This window comes from Streptomyces sp. NK15101 (genome assembly GCF_020400725.1).
Lineage (GTDB): Bacteria > Actinomycetota > Actinomycetes > Streptomycetales > Streptomycetaceae > Streptomyces.
Genome location: NZ_JAINVG010000068.1, coordinates 1 through 15,067 on the forward strand (window position 1 = coordinate 1; position 15,067 = coordinate 15,067).

At 72.5% G+C, this 15,067-nt stretch carries 10 protein-coding genes; 8 read left to right on the plus strand and 2 right to left on the minus strand.

Going from position 1 to position 15,067, the window contains the following annotated elements; genetic code table 11:
* Window positions 1-608 (plus strand): HAMP domain-containing sensor histidine kinase (locus K7G60_RS28545; RefSeq protein WP_225803837.1); only part of this gene is annotated, 608 nt, incomplete at its 5' end.
* Window positions 609-626: 18 nt separating this feature from the next.
* Here K7G60_RS28545 and K7G60_RS28550 read toward each other — a convergent pair.
* Together K7G60_RS28550 and K7G60_RS28555 are read right to left on the minus strand one after the other, a co-directional pair.
* On the minus strand, window positions 627-1,814 hold the full coding sequence (locus K7G60_RS28550; protein ID WP_225803838.1) for an aromatic amino acid transaminase: 1,188 nt from the start codon (window positions 1,812-1,814) through the stop codon (window positions 627-629).
* Entirely contained in the window at window positions 1,807-2,850 is a 1,044-nt protein-coding gene (locus tag K7G60_RS28555) for a DMT family transporter (protein WP_225803839.1), read from the minus strand. The genes K7G60_RS28550 and K7G60_RS28555 overlap by 8 nt, the downstream gene beginning before the upstream one ends.
* 158 nt (window positions 2,851-3,008) lie before the next feature.
* On the opposite strand from K7G60_RS28555, the gene K7G60_RS28560 reads away from it, so the two are divergent.
* The 7 genes from K7G60_RS28560 (at window position 3,009) to K7G60_RS28590 (ending at window position 15,025) form a co-directional block, all read left to right on the plus strand.
* On the plus strand, window positions 3,009-3,506 hold the full coding sequence (locus K7G60_RS28560; RefSeq protein ID WP_225803840.1) for an Lrp/AsnC family transcriptional regulator: 498 nt from the start codon (window positions 3,009-3,011) through the stop codon (window positions 3,504-3,506).
* Window positions 3,507-3,690: 184 nt separating this feature from the next.
* Window positions 3,691-7,065: a pyruvate carboxylase gene (locus K7G60_RS28565; protein WP_225803841.1), complete on the plus strand. Its 3,375-nt coding sequence runs from the start codon at window positions 3,691-3,693 to the stop codon at window positions 7,063-7,065.
* Window positions 7,066-7,455: 390 nt separating this feature from the next.
* Window positions 7,456-7,701, plus strand: coding sequence for a hypothetical protein (locus tag K7G60_RS28570; protein WP_225803842.1), 246 nt, complete (start codon window positions 7,456-7,458; stop codon window positions 7,699-7,701).
* A 244-nt stretch (window positions 7,702-7,945) separates the two neighbouring features.
* Window positions 7,946-9,634: a GMC oxidoreductase gene (locus tag K7G60_RS28575; protein ID WP_225803843.1), complete on the plus strand. Its 1,689-nt coding sequence runs from the start codon at window positions 7,946-7,948 to the stop codon at window positions 9,632-9,634.
* A complete protein-coding gene (locus tag K7G60_RS28580; protein WP_225803844.1) occupies window positions 9,631-11,178 on the plus strand; it encodes a patatin-like phospholipase family protein in 1,548 nt (515 codons plus the stop codon). The genes K7G60_RS28575 and K7G60_RS28580 overlap by 4 nt, the downstream gene beginning before the upstream one ends.
* Before the next feature lie 28 nt (window positions 11,179-11,206).
* A complete protein-coding gene (locus K7G60_RS28585; protein ID WP_225803845.1) occupies window positions 11,207-13,084 on the plus strand; it encodes a hypothetical protein in 1,878 nt (625 codons plus the stop codon).
* Window positions 13,085-13,225: 141 nt separating this feature from the next.
* Window positions 13,226-15,025, plus strand: coding sequence for a SpoIIE family protein phosphatase (locus tag K7G60_RS28590; protein ID WP_225803872.1), 1,800 nt, complete (start codon window positions 13,226-13,228; stop codon window positions 15,023-15,025).
* Window positions 15,026-15,067 lie beyond the last annotated feature (42 nt).

Sequence of the window (15,067 nt, forward strand, 5' to 3'; positions counted from 1 at the left end):
CGCAGACGCTGCTCGACGTCGCCCGCAGGGACCCCACACGGGACCGGGACGAGCTCCTGGGACGGCTGCAGGCCGTCAACGCACGGGCGATCGACCTCACCGAGGCCCTCCTCGTACTCAGCCGCAGCGACCGGGGGACCTTCGACCGCGAGAGCGTCGACCTCTCCCTCCTCGCCGAGGAGGCCGCCGAGACCCTGCTCCCCCTGGCCGAACAGCGCGGGATCACGCTCGACGTCACCGGCGGGACGACTCGGACCAGCGGCTCCGCGGAACTCCTGCTGCGGCTGGTGACGAACCTCGTCCAGAACGCCGTCGTGCACAACCTCCCCGACGGCGGCACCGTGACGGTCCACACCGGGACACGGGACGGGGCGAGCGTGGTGCGGGTCGAGAACACGGGCCCTCCGCTCCCGCCCGACCTGGTGCCGACCCTCACCGAGCCCTTCCGGCGCGGAACGGAACGGGTGCGCACCGACGAGCACGCCGGCGCCGGTCTGGGCCTGGCCCTCGTGCACAGCATCGTCCGTGCCCACGACGGGACCCTCGACCTCGTCCCCCGCCCCGCCGGCGGCCTCGTCGTCACGGTCCGGCTTCCCGGCACGCCGTAGGCGCCGCCCCGTGGAACGTCAGACGGTTCCCCTGGCGGCCGGGGCCAGCAGGGTGTCGGCGATTCCCCGGGCCAGGAAGGGGATCCGGTGCGCGGGGACGCCCGCGATGTTGATGCGGCCCGAGGAGGTGCCGTAGATGCCGGACCGCCGGCGCATCCGGCGCATCCCCTCGGGGGTGAGGGGCAGCATCGAGAACATGCCCTTCTGGCGCCCGAGGACGCTTGCCGTCTCCTCGTGGCCGAGGGCGCCCAGGTGGGCGACGAGGTCCGTCCGGTTGGCCGTGATGCGGCGGCGCATCTCGTCGAGTTCGGCGAGCCAGGCGGCCTTCAGGCGCTCGTCCTCCAGCACGGTGGCGACGACGGCGGCACCGTGGTCGGGCGGCATGGAGTACAGGGTGCGGGCGGCGTTCTGGAGGGCGGTCTCGACGTGCCGGAGCGCCCGAGCCGAGGAGCCGACGACGACGGCGCAGCCGGTGCGGTCGCTGTAGAGGCCGAAGTTCTTGGAGCAGCTGACGGCGATCAGCACCTCCGGGAGCCGCTCGGCCAGCATCCGGGTCGGCCGCAGGTCGGCCTCCAGGCCGTCGCCGAGGCCGTGGTAGGCGAGGTCGACGAAGGGGACCCAGCCGTTCGCCCCGGCGAGCCCGGCGAGTTCTTCCCAGGTCTCGGGGGAGGGGTCCACTCCGGTGGGGTTGTGGCAGCAGCCCTGCAGCAGGACGACGTCGCCGGGTCCCGCCGCGCGAAGGTCCTCCAGCAGCTCCGCGGGGTCGAGCCACCGGTACGGGCGGACGGTGAGGCCCGCGCCTTCGAGGATGGGGCGGTGGTTCACGTACGCGGGGTCGCTGACCCACACCGTGGTGCCGGGGCGCGTCTGCCGTACGAGGTCGGCGAGGAGGCGCAGGGCGCCGGTCCCGGCCACGGTCTGGACGGCCGTCGCCCGCGCGGTGAGGGCCTCGGTGCCGAGGACGGTGGTGAGCATGGCGCGGTTGAAGGCGGTGTTGCCCGACAGGCCGAGGTACTCCTTGGAGCCGGAGCGTTCCGCCAGGCGTATCTCGGCCTCCTTGACCGCGGCCATGACGGGGGTGACCCCGGTGTGGTCGCGGTAGACGCCGAGGACGAGGTCGAGGCGCTCGGGGCGCGGATCGGCCGCGTACTCGGCGGTCAGGTCCCAGAGCGGGTCGGCGGGCGGGGCGGGGAGGAGCTCAAGCATCGGCGGAGACCTTGGTTCGGGAGCGTCGGTTGGCGAGCGCGACGCCGAGGGTGATGAGGGGGACGCCGACCACGACGGGCAGGGTCGGCGACTCGTCGAGGAGGGGAACGGCGAGCAGGACGACGGCGACCGGGCTGAGGCTGCCGACGACGGAGCTGCGCTCCGGGCCGAGTCGGCGGATGGCGAACGCGTACATCAGCCCCGCGCACAGGCCGACGCCCAGGCCCTGGACGACGAGGAAGAGCGCGATGTCGCCGCCGGCCGCGTCGGCGAGGCCGGTGGGCAGGACGCCGGTCAGCACCAACAGCGCGATGACGGCGAAGGAGGGCAGGCAGAGCAGGCCGATGGACCCGACGGGGTCGAGGTCCACCTCGCGCAGGCCCACGGTGTAGAGGGCCCACAGGCCGCTGGCGACGAGCAGCGTGCCCGTGCCGAGCAGGACGTCCGCGTCGAGGGCCGCGGTGTGGCGCCAGACCAGGGCCGCGACGCCGGCCACGATGAGGGCGAGGCCGGCCGCCTGGGTGCCGCGCGGGGCGCTCTTGCCGCCGGCGACCATGAGGGCGGAGACGAACAGCGGGACCATGCCGGGCACGATCGCCCCGACGAAGGCCGCGGAGGTCAGCGAGCCGCCGTACATGGCGGCGAGGAAGAAGGGGACCCCCGCACCACAGATGATCTTGGCCGCGGGGCCGGTCCGGACGGCGGCCAGCCGGCGCCTGCGCCGCCACAGGGCGGGCGCCAGGACCACCAGGGGCACGCCGAACCGCAGCAGGGCGGCGTCGGCGGGCAGCAGCGTGGAGGTGCTCAGCGCGCGGGCGCTGAGCGCGAAGGCGGCCCAGACGGTCACGGTGAGCAGCAGCGCGAGCATGCCCACGGCCTGCGGGGAGGGGCCCCGGAGCCGGCCGGTGCGGGGCTTTCCGTGGTGCCCCTGGGACGGGGTGCCTTGCCCCCGGGACGGGGTGCCGTGCCCCTCGGGCGGAGTGCGGTCGTCCCGCGCCTCCCCCGTCCTCGCCCCCACCGATTGCGTTGCGGCCACCGGCCGTTCCTCCCGCTCGAAGCCGTTCGGGCGCAGCCGACGTCCGGCTCGCCCCCGAGGAGCAACGCTAGAGCTTTTGCCGGGGCAGATGATTGCCAGTTATGCCCTGCAGACATAGCGTGGGGGCAGAATCTGCCAAAATCCATGAAGGAGAGTCGATGGACGCCGTGGACTTCCAGATCGTCCATGAGCTGCAGACGGACGGACGCCTGTCGAACCAGGACCTCGCCGACCGGATCAGGCTGTCCCCCTCCCCCTGTCTGCGCAGGGTGCGCCGCCTCGAGGAGTCCGGGCTGATCGGCGGCTACACGGCCACCGTCGACCAGGTCGCCTTCGGTCTGCCGATCACCGTCTTCGTACGGATCCGCCTGGAGCGGCACACGGCCGAGGCGGTGAACGTGTTCGAGCAGCACGTCGGCCTCATCGACCACATCCAGGACTGCTACCTGATGGCCGGCAGCAGCGACTACCTGCTCAGGGTCGTCATCGAGAGCCTGGAGGCGTACGAGGCGCTCGTCCGCACCCGGATCCACGCCATCCCGGGCATCGCGTCGATCGAGTCGAGCTTCGCCTTCGGCAGCGTCAAGCAGTCCAGGGTCTACCCGCGGCCGGGCGTCCCGTCCCGTCCGCGGGCGGGCGGTGGCACGGCCGGATGAGGCATGGCCGGCGGCGATGATCGATGTCACTGCCACGCGATCTTCAGCAGGCCGCGGCACAGCCCGTAGCGTGGCCGTGACGAGCCGGGCGCGACCCGGACGAGTGCGCGCCGAGGACGGCGCGGACGCACGGGGCCGGTCGCCGGCCCGTGGTGCTCGTCACCGGCCAGGTGAAGGGATCAGGATGTTCCGCAAGGTGCTGGTGGCCAACCGCGGGGAGATCGCGATTCGCGCGTTCCGCGCCGGCTACGAACTGGGGGCGCGGACGGTGGCCGTCTTCCCCCACGAGGACCGCAACTCGCTGCACCGGCTGAAGGCCGACGAGGCCTACGAGATCGGCGAACCCGGTCATCCGGTACGGGCCTACCTCTCGGTGGCGGAGGTCATCCGGGCGGCCCGCCTGGCCGGTGCCGACGCCGTCTACCCCGGTTACGGGTTCCTGTCCGAGAACCCGGAACTGGCGCGCGCCTGCGAGGAGGCGGGCATCACGTTCGTGGGGCCGTCCGCGGAGACGCTGGAGCTGACCGGGAACAAGGCGCGCGCGGTGGCCGCCGCCCGCGAGGCCGGCGTGCCCGTGCTCGGTTCCTCGGCGCCCTCCACCGACGTGGACGAACTCGTGGCGGCCGCCGAGGGGATCGGCTTCCCGGTGTTCGTCAAGGCCGTCGCCGGCGGCGGCGGTCGCGGCATGCGGCGGGTCGAGGACCCGGCGGCGCTGCGCGAGTCCATCGAGGCGGCGGCCCGCGAGGCCGAGTCCGCGTTCGGCGACGCGACCGTCTTCCTGGAGAAGGCCGTCGTCGACCCGCGCCACATCGAGGTGCAGATCCTCGCCGACGGCGAGGGCGAGGTCATCCACCTGTTCGAGCGCGACTGTTCGCTGCAGCGCCGCCACCAGAAGGTGATCGAGCTGGCGCCCGCCCCGAACCTCGACCCGGCGGTGCGGCGGCGCATCTGCGACGACGCCGTGAAGTTCGCCCGCAGGATCGGCTACCGGAACGCGGGCACCGTGGAGTTCCTCCTCGACCGCGAGGGCAACCACGTCTTCATCGAGATGAATCCGCGCATCCAGGTCGAGCACACGGTGACCGAGGAGGTCACCGACATCGACCTGGTGCAGTCGCAGCTGCGCATCGCCGCCGGGGAGACCCTCGCCGACCTCGGCCTGACGCAGGAGTCCGTCGTCCTGCGCGGTGCCGCCCTGCAGTGCCGGATCACCACCGAGGACCCGGCGAACGGCTTCCGCCCCGACACCGGCATGATCAGCGCCTACCGCTCCCCGGGCGGCTCCGGCATCCGGCTCGACGGCGGCACCACCCACGCCGGTACGGAGGTCAGCGCCCACTTCGACTCGATGCTGGTCAAACTGACCTGCCGGGGACGGGACTTCCAGACCGCCGTCGGCCGGGCCCGGCGCGCGGTGGCCGAGTTCCGCATCCGGGGCGTGTCCACCAACATCCCCTTCCTGCAGGCCGTGCTCGACGACCCGGACTTCCAGGCCGGACGGGTCACGACGGCCTTCATCGAGCAGCGGCCGCACCTGCTCACCGCCCGCCACTCGGCCGACCGCGGCACGAAGCTGCTCACCTACCTCGCCGACGTCACCGTGAACAAACCGCACGGTCCGCGCCCCGACCTGATCTCCCCGGCCGGCAAGCTGCCCCGGGTGCCGGCGGGCGAGCCTCCGGCAGGCTCCCGGCAGAAGCTCCTGGCACTGGGTCCCGAGCGGTTCGCCCGCGGGCTGCGCGAGTCGCCGACCCTCGGCGTCACCGACACCACCTTCCGCGACGCCCACCAGTCGCTGCTCGCCACCCGCGTCCGGACGAAGGACCTGCTCGCCGTCGCCCCGGCGGTCGCGCACACGCTGCCGCAGCTGCTGTCCCTGGAGTGCTGGGGCGGCGCCACGTACGACGTCGCCCTGCGCTTCCTCGCCGAGGACCCCTGGGAGCGGCTGGCCGCGCTGCGCGAGGCCGTGCCGAACATCTGCCTGCAGATGCTGCTGCGGGGCCGCAACACGGTGGGCTACACCCCGTACCCGACCGAGGTGACCGACGCCTTCGTGCAGGAGGCCGCCGCCACCGGCATCGACGTCTTCCGGATCTTCGACGCGCTCAACGACGTCCGGCAGATGCGGCCCGCCATCGACGCCGTGCGGGAGACCGGGACGGCGGTCGCCGAGGTCGCGCTCTGCTACACGGCCGACCTCTCCGACCCGGCGGAGAAGCTCTACACGCTGGACTACTACCTGCGGCTCGCCGAGGAGATCGTCGCCGCGGGGGCGCACGTCCTGGCGGTCAAGGACATGGCCGGTCTGCTGCGCGCCCCCGCCGCGGCGAAGCTGGTCTCCGCGCTGCGCCGGGAGTTCGAGCTGCCGGTGCACCTGCACACCCACGACACGGCGGGCGGCCAGCTCGCCACGTACCTCGCGGCGATCCAGGCCGGGGCGGACGCGGTGGACGGCGCGGTGGCCTCCATGGCCGGGACCACCTCGCAGCCCTCGCTGTCGGCGATCGTCGCCGCGACCGACCACTCCGAGCGGCCCACCGGCCTCGACCTGCAGGCGGTCGGCGACCTGGAGCCGTACTGGGAGGGCGTCCGCAAGGTCTACGCCCCCTTCGAAGCGGGCCTGGACTCGCCGACGGGACGCGTGTACCACCACGAGATCCCCGGCGGGCAGCTCTCCAACCTGCGCACCCAGGCCGTCGCGCTCGGGCTCGGCGACCGGTTCGAGGACGTCGAGTCGATGTACGCCGCCGCGGACCGGATGCTGGGCCGGCTGGTGAAGGTCACACCGTCGTCGAAGGTGGTGGGCGACCTCGCGCTGCACCTCGTCGGCGCCGGGGTGGCGCCCGAGGACTTCGAGGCGGCGCCGAACCGGTACGACATCCCCGACTCGGTCGTCGGCTTCCTCCACGGCGAGCTGGGCACGCCGCCCGGCGGCTGGCCCGAGCCGTTCCGCACCAAGGCCCTGGAGGGCCGCGCCGGCCCCAAGCCGATGCGGGAGCTCACGGCGGAGGACCGCACCGGCCTGGCCGAGGACCGGCGCGCCACGCTGAACCGCCTCCTCTTCCCCGGCCCGACGAAGGCGTACGAGGCGCACCGCCAGGCGTACGGCGACACCAGCGTGCTCGACAGCAAGGACTTCTTCTACGGGCTGCGCCCCGGGAAGGAGTACGGCGTCGACTTCGGGCCCGGCGTGCGGCTGCTCATCGAGCTGGAGGCCGTCGGCGAGGCCGACGAGCGCGGCATGCGCACGGTGATGTCCACCTTGAACGGCCAGCTGCGGCCGATCCAGGTGCGGGACAGGGCCGCGGCCGCCGACCTCCCGGTGACCGAGAAGGCCGACAGGTCCGACCCCGGCCATGTCGCCGCGCCGTTCGCCGGCGTGGTCACGCTGGCCGTCGCCGAGGGCGACGAGGTCGAGGCCGGCGCGACGGTGGCCACGATCGAGGCGATGAAGATGGAGGCCTCGATCACCGCCCCGAGGAGCGGACGGGTGACCCGCCTGGCCATCACCCGGATCCAGCAGGTGGAGGGCGGCGACCTCCTCGTCGAGATCGGATAGGCCGGGAGACGGCCGGGACGCCGGACGGGGCGTCCCGGCCGGATGCCTCCGGGGCGCCCACGAGGCGACGGGGCGGGCGCGGCCGCCGGGTGTGACAAGCGGAGGAGGAATCGTGGCACCTCTCGCGCGGCTTCCCCGCCCAGGCTCCGCTGGAGGGGCGCTTCGGCTACGGGGTGGCGGGAGATCTGCTGCCGGCCACCCGGAGCGGGGGCGCGCATCTGCGGCTCACGGCGGCCGACGACCTCACCACCGGCTTCAGCGGCGGGCCGGTGCTCGACGAGGTGACCGGTCCGGTCATCGGCATGATCACCGAGATCACCGCTTCCGACGCGTACGAGAGGGGGCGGGGCATCCTGGATCGGCTGCGCCCCGACCGGCCAACTGCCCGTCGTGCGGCGCACGATGACCTCGCTCGTACGGCCCGCCGGCCCCCGGCACCAGGTGCCCGCCATCCGGGCACAGATCCCCCTCGCGGAGCTGCGCGACCTGGCCGCGGACCCCGGCGAAGCGCCTGACGGTGACAGGGAGGTCGACGAGGTGCCGGTCGCTCCCGAGGGGCGCGCCGTCGCCGCCGCGAGCCTCGACAGGGCCGTGGGCTGTGGAACGCGGACCTCCCCCGGCCGGCAGACGCGGTGAAGAGGATCTGCGGCACCGTCAACCGCGCCCTCACCCCGGAGGAACGCTCGACGTACCTGCCGGACCGTTCGGCCGGCCCGGTGTGCCCCGCGGGCTGACGCGGTCCGCGCCGTACGGTCCTCGACCGGCGGTCGGCGGTTCGACGTGCGCGTCACGACACGCGGGTGAACCATGGAAAAGAGCGTGCAGCAGCCGCATGCGGGGAAAGGCCGGGCAAGGGCTCCGGCTCCTGGAGGTGGCGAGCGTGGACGTTTTCGATGCCGTCGTCGTCGGGTCGGGTTTCGGTGGATCCGTGACCGCGTTCCGCCTGGCCGAGGCCGGCCTGCGCGTGTGTCTTCTGGAAAGGGGGAAACCGTTCCCGCCCGGCTCCTTTCCACGGAGCCCCCATGACGCCGCCAAGAACTTCTGGGACCCGGATTCCCGGCTGTACGGGATGTACGACATGTGGAGCTTCTCGAAGCTCGACGCCCTGGTGTCCAGCGGGCTGGGCGGAGGCTCGCTGATCTACGCGAACGTGCTGATCCGCAAGCCCGAAAGCTGGTTCGTGCACGAGTCGTTCGACGGGGGCTACGAGGACTGGCCCGTCACGCGTGAGGACCTCGATCCCCACTACGACCGCGTCGAGCGCATGCTGGGCGCGCAGCGGTACCCGTTCGACGTGGAGCCCTACCGGGACACGCCGAAGACCGTCGCCATGCGGCAGGCGGCCTCGCGGCTCGGTCTCCCGTGGGAACTCCCCCTGCTGGCCGTCTCCTTCGGAGACCCTCCGGTGCCCGGCGTTCCCATCGAGGGCGGCGAGGACAATCTGCACCACAGCCCGCGCTACACGTGCAGACTCGTCGGTGAATGCGACCTGGGCTGCAACTTCGGCAGCAAGAACAGTCTGGATTTCACCTATCTCAGCGCCGCGGACCGGCTCGGGGCGGACATCCGGACCCTCTGCGAGGTCCGCGCCTTCGAACCGGTCCGGCAGGGGTTCCTGGTCTCGTACATCGAGCACGGGGGCGCCGGAGACGGGGATCCGCTCGCTCCTCCCGAGCGGCACACCGTCAGGGCCAGAAGGCTCGTGCTCTCCGCCGGCACGTTCGGCACCACCTATCTGCTGCTGAGGAACCGCAGCGCCTTTCCCGCGCTCAGTCCGGCGCTGGGCACCCGTTTCTCCGGGAACGGGGATTTCCTCGGGCTGGTGTTCAAAGCGCGGGAACGTCTTCAGGACCGCCCCGGGGAGACGGTGCCGCGCATGCTGGAACCGAGCTTCGGCCCGGTCATCACGAGTGCGATGCGCAGGGACCGCGAGGAGAACGGCGAGGCCGACCGGGGTTTCTACATCGAGGACGCCGGCTACCCTGAATTCCTCAACTGGCTCGTCGAGGACAACGTCCTCACCCTGTCGCACAGGGTCGCGAGGTTCCTGCTGCGGCGGGGGTGGTCGCAGCTGACGAGGACCGCCAGGAGCCGCGTGGGCCGACAGCTCGGTGACGCCATGGGCAAGGGGCTGTTCACCGCGACGTCCGTGCCGCTGCTCGGCATGGGAAGGGACGTGCCCAACGGCCGCATGTTCCTCCGGGACGGACATCTGGACCTCGACTGGCATCTGGCGGCCTCCGACGAGTACTTCGACCAGATGAACGCCACCATGGAGCACGTGTCACACAGCCTGGGCGGCCGCTACGCCTCGAATCCCCTGTGGTGGCTCAACCGTCTCATCACCGTGCATCCCCTGGGCGGCGCGCCGATGGGGCGCAGCGGCCGGGAAGGCGTGGTGGACTCCTTCGGGCGCGTGTACGGCTGTCCGGGGCTGTCGATAGCCGACGGCTCGGTGATGCCCGGTCCCGTGGGCCCGAACCCCTCGCTCACCATCGCGGCGCTGGCCGACCGGTCGGCCGACCGCATCATCGAGGATCACCGACAGAACTCCGCGAGGCCCTCATGACGTCCGGCCAGAACAGCGAGCACCGCAGCGCCTCCCCGCGCAGATCCCTCATCCTCGCCGGCGGCGGCCTGAAGGTGGCTTTCCAGGCGGGTGTTCTCCAGGTCCTGCTCGACGAGGCCGAGTTGCGGTTCGACCACGTCGACGGCGCCAGCGGAGGCGTGTTCAACCTCGCGATGTACTGCCAGGGGATGTCCGGGCGCGAGATCGCGGACAACTGGCGCACGCTCTCTCCGCTGAAGGGCGTCAGCCCGAACTGGCGCGAGTTGCCGAAGGGACCGTACGCCCGTTCCCTCTTCACGCTGGACGGCTACCGGCGCCACGTCTTCCCGGAGTGGGGGCTGGACTGGGAGAGGATCCGGGCCACCGACCGGGAGGCCACGTTCAACCTCTACAACTTCAGCGCCAACGAACTGGAGACCGTGACGGCCGACCGCATGGACGAGGACCGCTTCTGTGCCGGGGTTTCGCTGCCCATGTGGTTCCCTCCCGTCGTCATCGACGGGCAGACCTACATCGATCCGGTCTACCTGACCGACGGCAACGTCGAGGAGGCGATCCGGCGGGGCTGTGACGAACTGTGGATCATCTGGACGGTCAGCCGACGGCACCGCTGGCGGGACGGGTTCGTGGCCAACTACTTCCACATCATCGAGACGACGGCCAACGGCCAGCTGAAGCACTGGCTGCGCCGGATCGAGGCCAGCAACGCGGCCATCCGCGGCGGAGAGCGAGGAGAGTTCGGGCGCCTCATCGACGTCAGGCTCCTGAGCGCCGAGGTCCCGCTCAACTACCTCTTCAACTTCAGCAGGAGCCGTTTCGAGCAGGCCGTGGAACTCGGGGTCCAGCGCGCTCGCCGGTGGTGCACGGCCCAGGGGATCCCCTGGAAGCCCGGCGCCCCTCCGGACCGCCCTGAAGACCCCACCGGCATCCGCTTCACCGAGCGCATGGTCGGACGCGTCGCCTTCGGCCGGGAGGACGCCCGGGAGGCTCCCCCGCCGGAGGAGGGAGCGACCGCCGACCTGGCCCTGCACCTGACCGTCGACATCCGTGGAGTGGACCGCTTCCTCGCCGGTCCGGAACACGAAGCCTCGTTGCGGGGAGAGATCGTCTGCCAGGAGCTGGGCGGACGCCTTCCGGTCGAGGACGGAACGTTCCAGCTGTTCGTGGAGGAGTCCGACCCGGAACACCTGCGGATGCTCTACCGGTTGTTCTTCACCGATCGAGCCGGTCACCGGCTCACGCTCAGCGGACACAAGGACGTCAGCGAGGACTCCCGCCGTGGGATCTGGAAGGACACGTCCGTCCTCCGTACGCGCATCGTTCGTGGCCACGTCGGTGCCGACGAAGAGTCCGGGGCCGAGCTGGTGGCGTCGGGAGCCGTCCACATCCGCCCCACCGACTTCCTGAAGCAACTCACCACCTTCCGGGCCGAAGCGGCGACGCTGCCCGGCAGGGTGACGACGCTGGGGCGCTTCGGACAGTTCTTCTTCGGCAAGTTGTGGGACGTGTACGCGCAGGACGTCCTGCCCTGGTCACCACTGTGACCGCTCCCGGACCGACGGAGGAGCCATCGTGGACTTCCATGAGTTGCGCAAGCACGCGGCGGCGATCCTGTTCACCCCGCAGGAACCGGTGCGCTGGCTGGCGCCCAAGGAGCTGGCTCGCACGGCGGTCAAGGTCGGGCTGGCCGCCGTGTTCGCGAACTACTCGGACAAGCGCGAGATACAGGGCGCGCTCGAAGCCGTCCTGCTGCGGGCCCCCTTGGCGAATCCCGGCGCCGAGGAGATCTGGATCGACTTCGTCGCCGACCTCGGCGACGGCTTCGAGGCGACGTGCTCGGTGGCATCGGCCCTGGCCGCGGACCGGCTCGCCGTCGACGGATCCGTCTCGTGCCCTCGCGGCTCGCTGCTCGTCCTCGGCGGGGACCAGGTGTACCCGGTGGCGTCGGCCCCGGCGTACGAGGACCGGTTGAAGGGGCCCTATCGCGCCGCGCTCCCGTCGGCACCGGACCAGCCGCTCATGGTCGCGCTGCCGGGAAACCACGACTGGTACGACGGACTCACCGCGTTCCTGCGGATGTTCGCCCAGGGAGCGCCCATCGGCGGCTGGGAGACCCGGCAGACCCGGAGCTACTTCGCCGTGGAGCTGCCGCAGCGCTGGTGGCTCGTCGGGCTGGACAGCCAACTCGGCTCCTACTTCGACGATCCGCAGCGGCGCTACTTCGAGACCTTCCTGTCGCCGCGACTGCTGCCGGGGGACAGCGTGATCGTCTGCACCGCCGCGCCCACGTGGGTGCAGAGCGACGAGAAGCCCGACGCCTTCAACTCCCTGCACTGGTTCGACCGGACCATCATCCGGAAGCGGTTCGACCCGGCGACCGGGCGGCTCGAGGACACGGGCGCGTCCGTTCGTCTGTGGCTGACCGGCGACAAGCACCACTACGCCCGTTACGCGGAACGGCTGCCCGACGATCCGGCCGGATCCGGCGACGACCTGCCTCCGGACCCCCGGCGGCGCCAGATGGTGACGTGCGGCCTGGGCGGCGCGTTCCTGGCCTCCACGCACAGGCTTCCGAAGGCGCTGGCGCTGCCGCCGGCCGCCTCGCGGATGCGGAAGAAGGACGACCCGCCGCCGGCGTTCGCCCTCGCGCAGCACACGTACCCCGATGCGGAGGAGTCCCGCTCGCTCGCGCGCGCGATCGCCAAGCCCTGGTCACGGTACTGGCTGCCGCGGCGCAACCCCGGCTTCGCGGTACTGGCCGGGGCGGTGCAGCTGCTGCTCGTCCTGATGACGAGCGGCGCGTTCGCCCTGGCCGAAGGCAGACACAACCCCGTCGGCGCCGTACGGGGGGCCGGAGGTGACGACGTGCTCGGCCTGCTCTGCGCGAGTGCCGCCTTCTTCGTGCTGCCCTTCGTGTTCGGCTGGGGGAACGGGTTGCTGCGCGGACGGCGGCCCCGGACACCGTCCGGCCCGATCGTGGCGGTGCTGTTCCAGTTGGCGGTCGCCGCCGCGGCCCTCGCCGTCGCCGTCGCCGTGGCTCGGTCGGTCCCGCCCGCCTGGAGCGGGGTCTGGATCCTGGCGCTACTCGTCGTCGTCGCCGTTGTGCCGGGCGCGTTCCTCGGCTCCCAGCTCTTCGCCCTCTGGGTGCTGTGGACGGACCGCGGCCTCGTCGCCGAGTGGCAGATGTCCGGGCAGTCCGTCGACGACCGCACGGGATTCGTGCGGATGCGCATCGCGCCGGACGGCACGCTCACCCTCTACCCGCTGGCCCTCGACGCCACCTGCCGGGACTGGGACCTCCGCGAGGTTCCGGACACCCCGGCCGCATGGCAGCGCCCGGTGCCCGCGACGCCACCGACCGTGCGGCTCATCGAAGAACCCGTCGTGATCGCGCGGACACGGGTGCCCGGTGCTCAGCGGTCCGGACCGCGGGCGGCCCGGACCCCGTGACGTGCGTTTCCGCGTGTCGGACGGATCGGGCTTCCCGCACCGCCGGCGGGCGGGGAGATCTTGCGCAGCAGGAGGCGCGGCGGCCGTTTCCGGTGCACACTGGGCACGAAATGGCATCGAGTCCTGTTGGGGGCCGAAAGAGTGAACGGCGGCAGCGGCGGACGGCGCCTGCCCGGCCGCGGCTCGGCCGGGCGGGACCCGGCGGGACGCCGCTCGGCCGGGGAGAACGCCCGGTTCCGACGGGGCAGAGGCGTCCTGCCACCGGACCGGTTCACCACGCGCAGCCGGCTCGCCTGGCTGAATTCCGCCACCTCCAGGATCGGCACGACGCTGGACCTGGAGCGCACCGCGCAGGAGCTCGCGGAGTTCACCGTGCCCCGCTTCGCCGACGGGGCGGCCGTGGACATCCTGGAGAGCGTCCTGCGGGGCGACGAGGGGTCCCGGTGGACGGAGCCGGGCATCCCACCCCTGCGGGCCACCGCGCTGTGCGCCATCGAGGAGCTCTCCTCGCTGGAGCCGACCCCGGTGGGCGAGACCTTCGTCCACGCCGAGCAGCCCCACGAGACCCTGCTCCACCGGTACTGCCTCCGGCAGGGCAAACCGGTCCTGCTGAGCCGTATGCGCGACGAGGACTTCACGCGTGTCGCGCCCACCGCGAGTGCGGCGGCCAAGATGCGGGCCGCCGGGGTGCACAGCTATCTGGCCGTGCCCCTCATCGCCCGCGGGCTGCTCCTCGGCAGCGCCGACTTCGTCCGTGCCCCCGGGACGCCCCCGTTCTCCACCACCGACCTGGCACTGGCCGAGCAGCTCGCCTCCAAGGCGGCCGTCTTCATCGACAACGCCCGGCTGTACGGGCGCGAGCGCGAGCACGTCGTCTCGTTGCAGCGCAGCCTGCTGCCCCGGGTGACCCCGGCGACGCCGGGCCTGCTGGTGCACTCCGAGTACGCGCCCGCGGCGGCTCACCACGGCGTGGGCGGGGACTGGTACGACGTGATGGCGCTGCCCGGCGGGCGGACGGCCCTCATGGTGGGCGACGTGATGGGGCACGGGCTGCCGGCCGCCGCCACCATGGGGCGCCTGCGGACCGTCGCCCGCACCCTCATGACCCTGGACACGGCCCCCGAGAGGATCCTGGCCCGGCTGGACCTGGCCACCCGCGACCTGGAGGACGAGCAGGTCGCCACCTGCCTCTGCGCCGTCTACGACCCCGCCGACTCCACGTACACGCTGGCGAGCGCCGGGCACCTGCCGCCGCTGCTGCTCGACGGACAGGGCGGCGCCGGCTACGTCCCGGTGCCGACCGGCGCGCCGCTGGGAGCGGGCGTGATCCCGTACGACCCGCTGCGGGTGCGCGTCCCGGACGGCGCCCATCTGGTCATGTACACGGATGGCCTGGTCAAGTCGCGGGAGGAGGACGTGGACGCCCAGCTGGACCGGCTCAGCTCGGCGGCCCTGAGCCTGACTCCCGAGGCGCTGGGGCAGGGCGGTCTGGTGGAGTGCGCACCGGCCGCCGCCGCCCGCTTCGACGAGGCGGTGCTCCTGGTGACGGTGAGCTCCCCGCTCCCGGCCGGAGACCTGCGGGTGTGGGAGCTGCCCCGGGACGGTCGGGCCGCCTCGGTCGCCCGGGGCCTCGTCACCGACCAGCTCGCCGCGTGGGGGCTGGCGGAGCTGGCCGACGTCTCCGAGCTCGTCGTCTCCGAGCTGGTGGGCAACGCGCTGCGCTACGGGAACGGCCCGGGCGAGCTGCGGTTGCTGCGCGGGGAGCGGCTGGTCGTGGAGGTCTCGGACACCGGCCCCGACCTCCCCCAGATCCAGCACGCGGACCTCAGCGACGAGGGCGGCCGGGGGCTTCAGCTCATCAACATGCTGTGCCGCAGGTGGGGTTCCTGTCGCACGATCACCGGCAAGGTGGTCTGGGCGGAGCAGAACATGCCCTCCTGAATCCGGCACCCGCCGACGGTGATCGGCCGGCCCGGCCGCGCT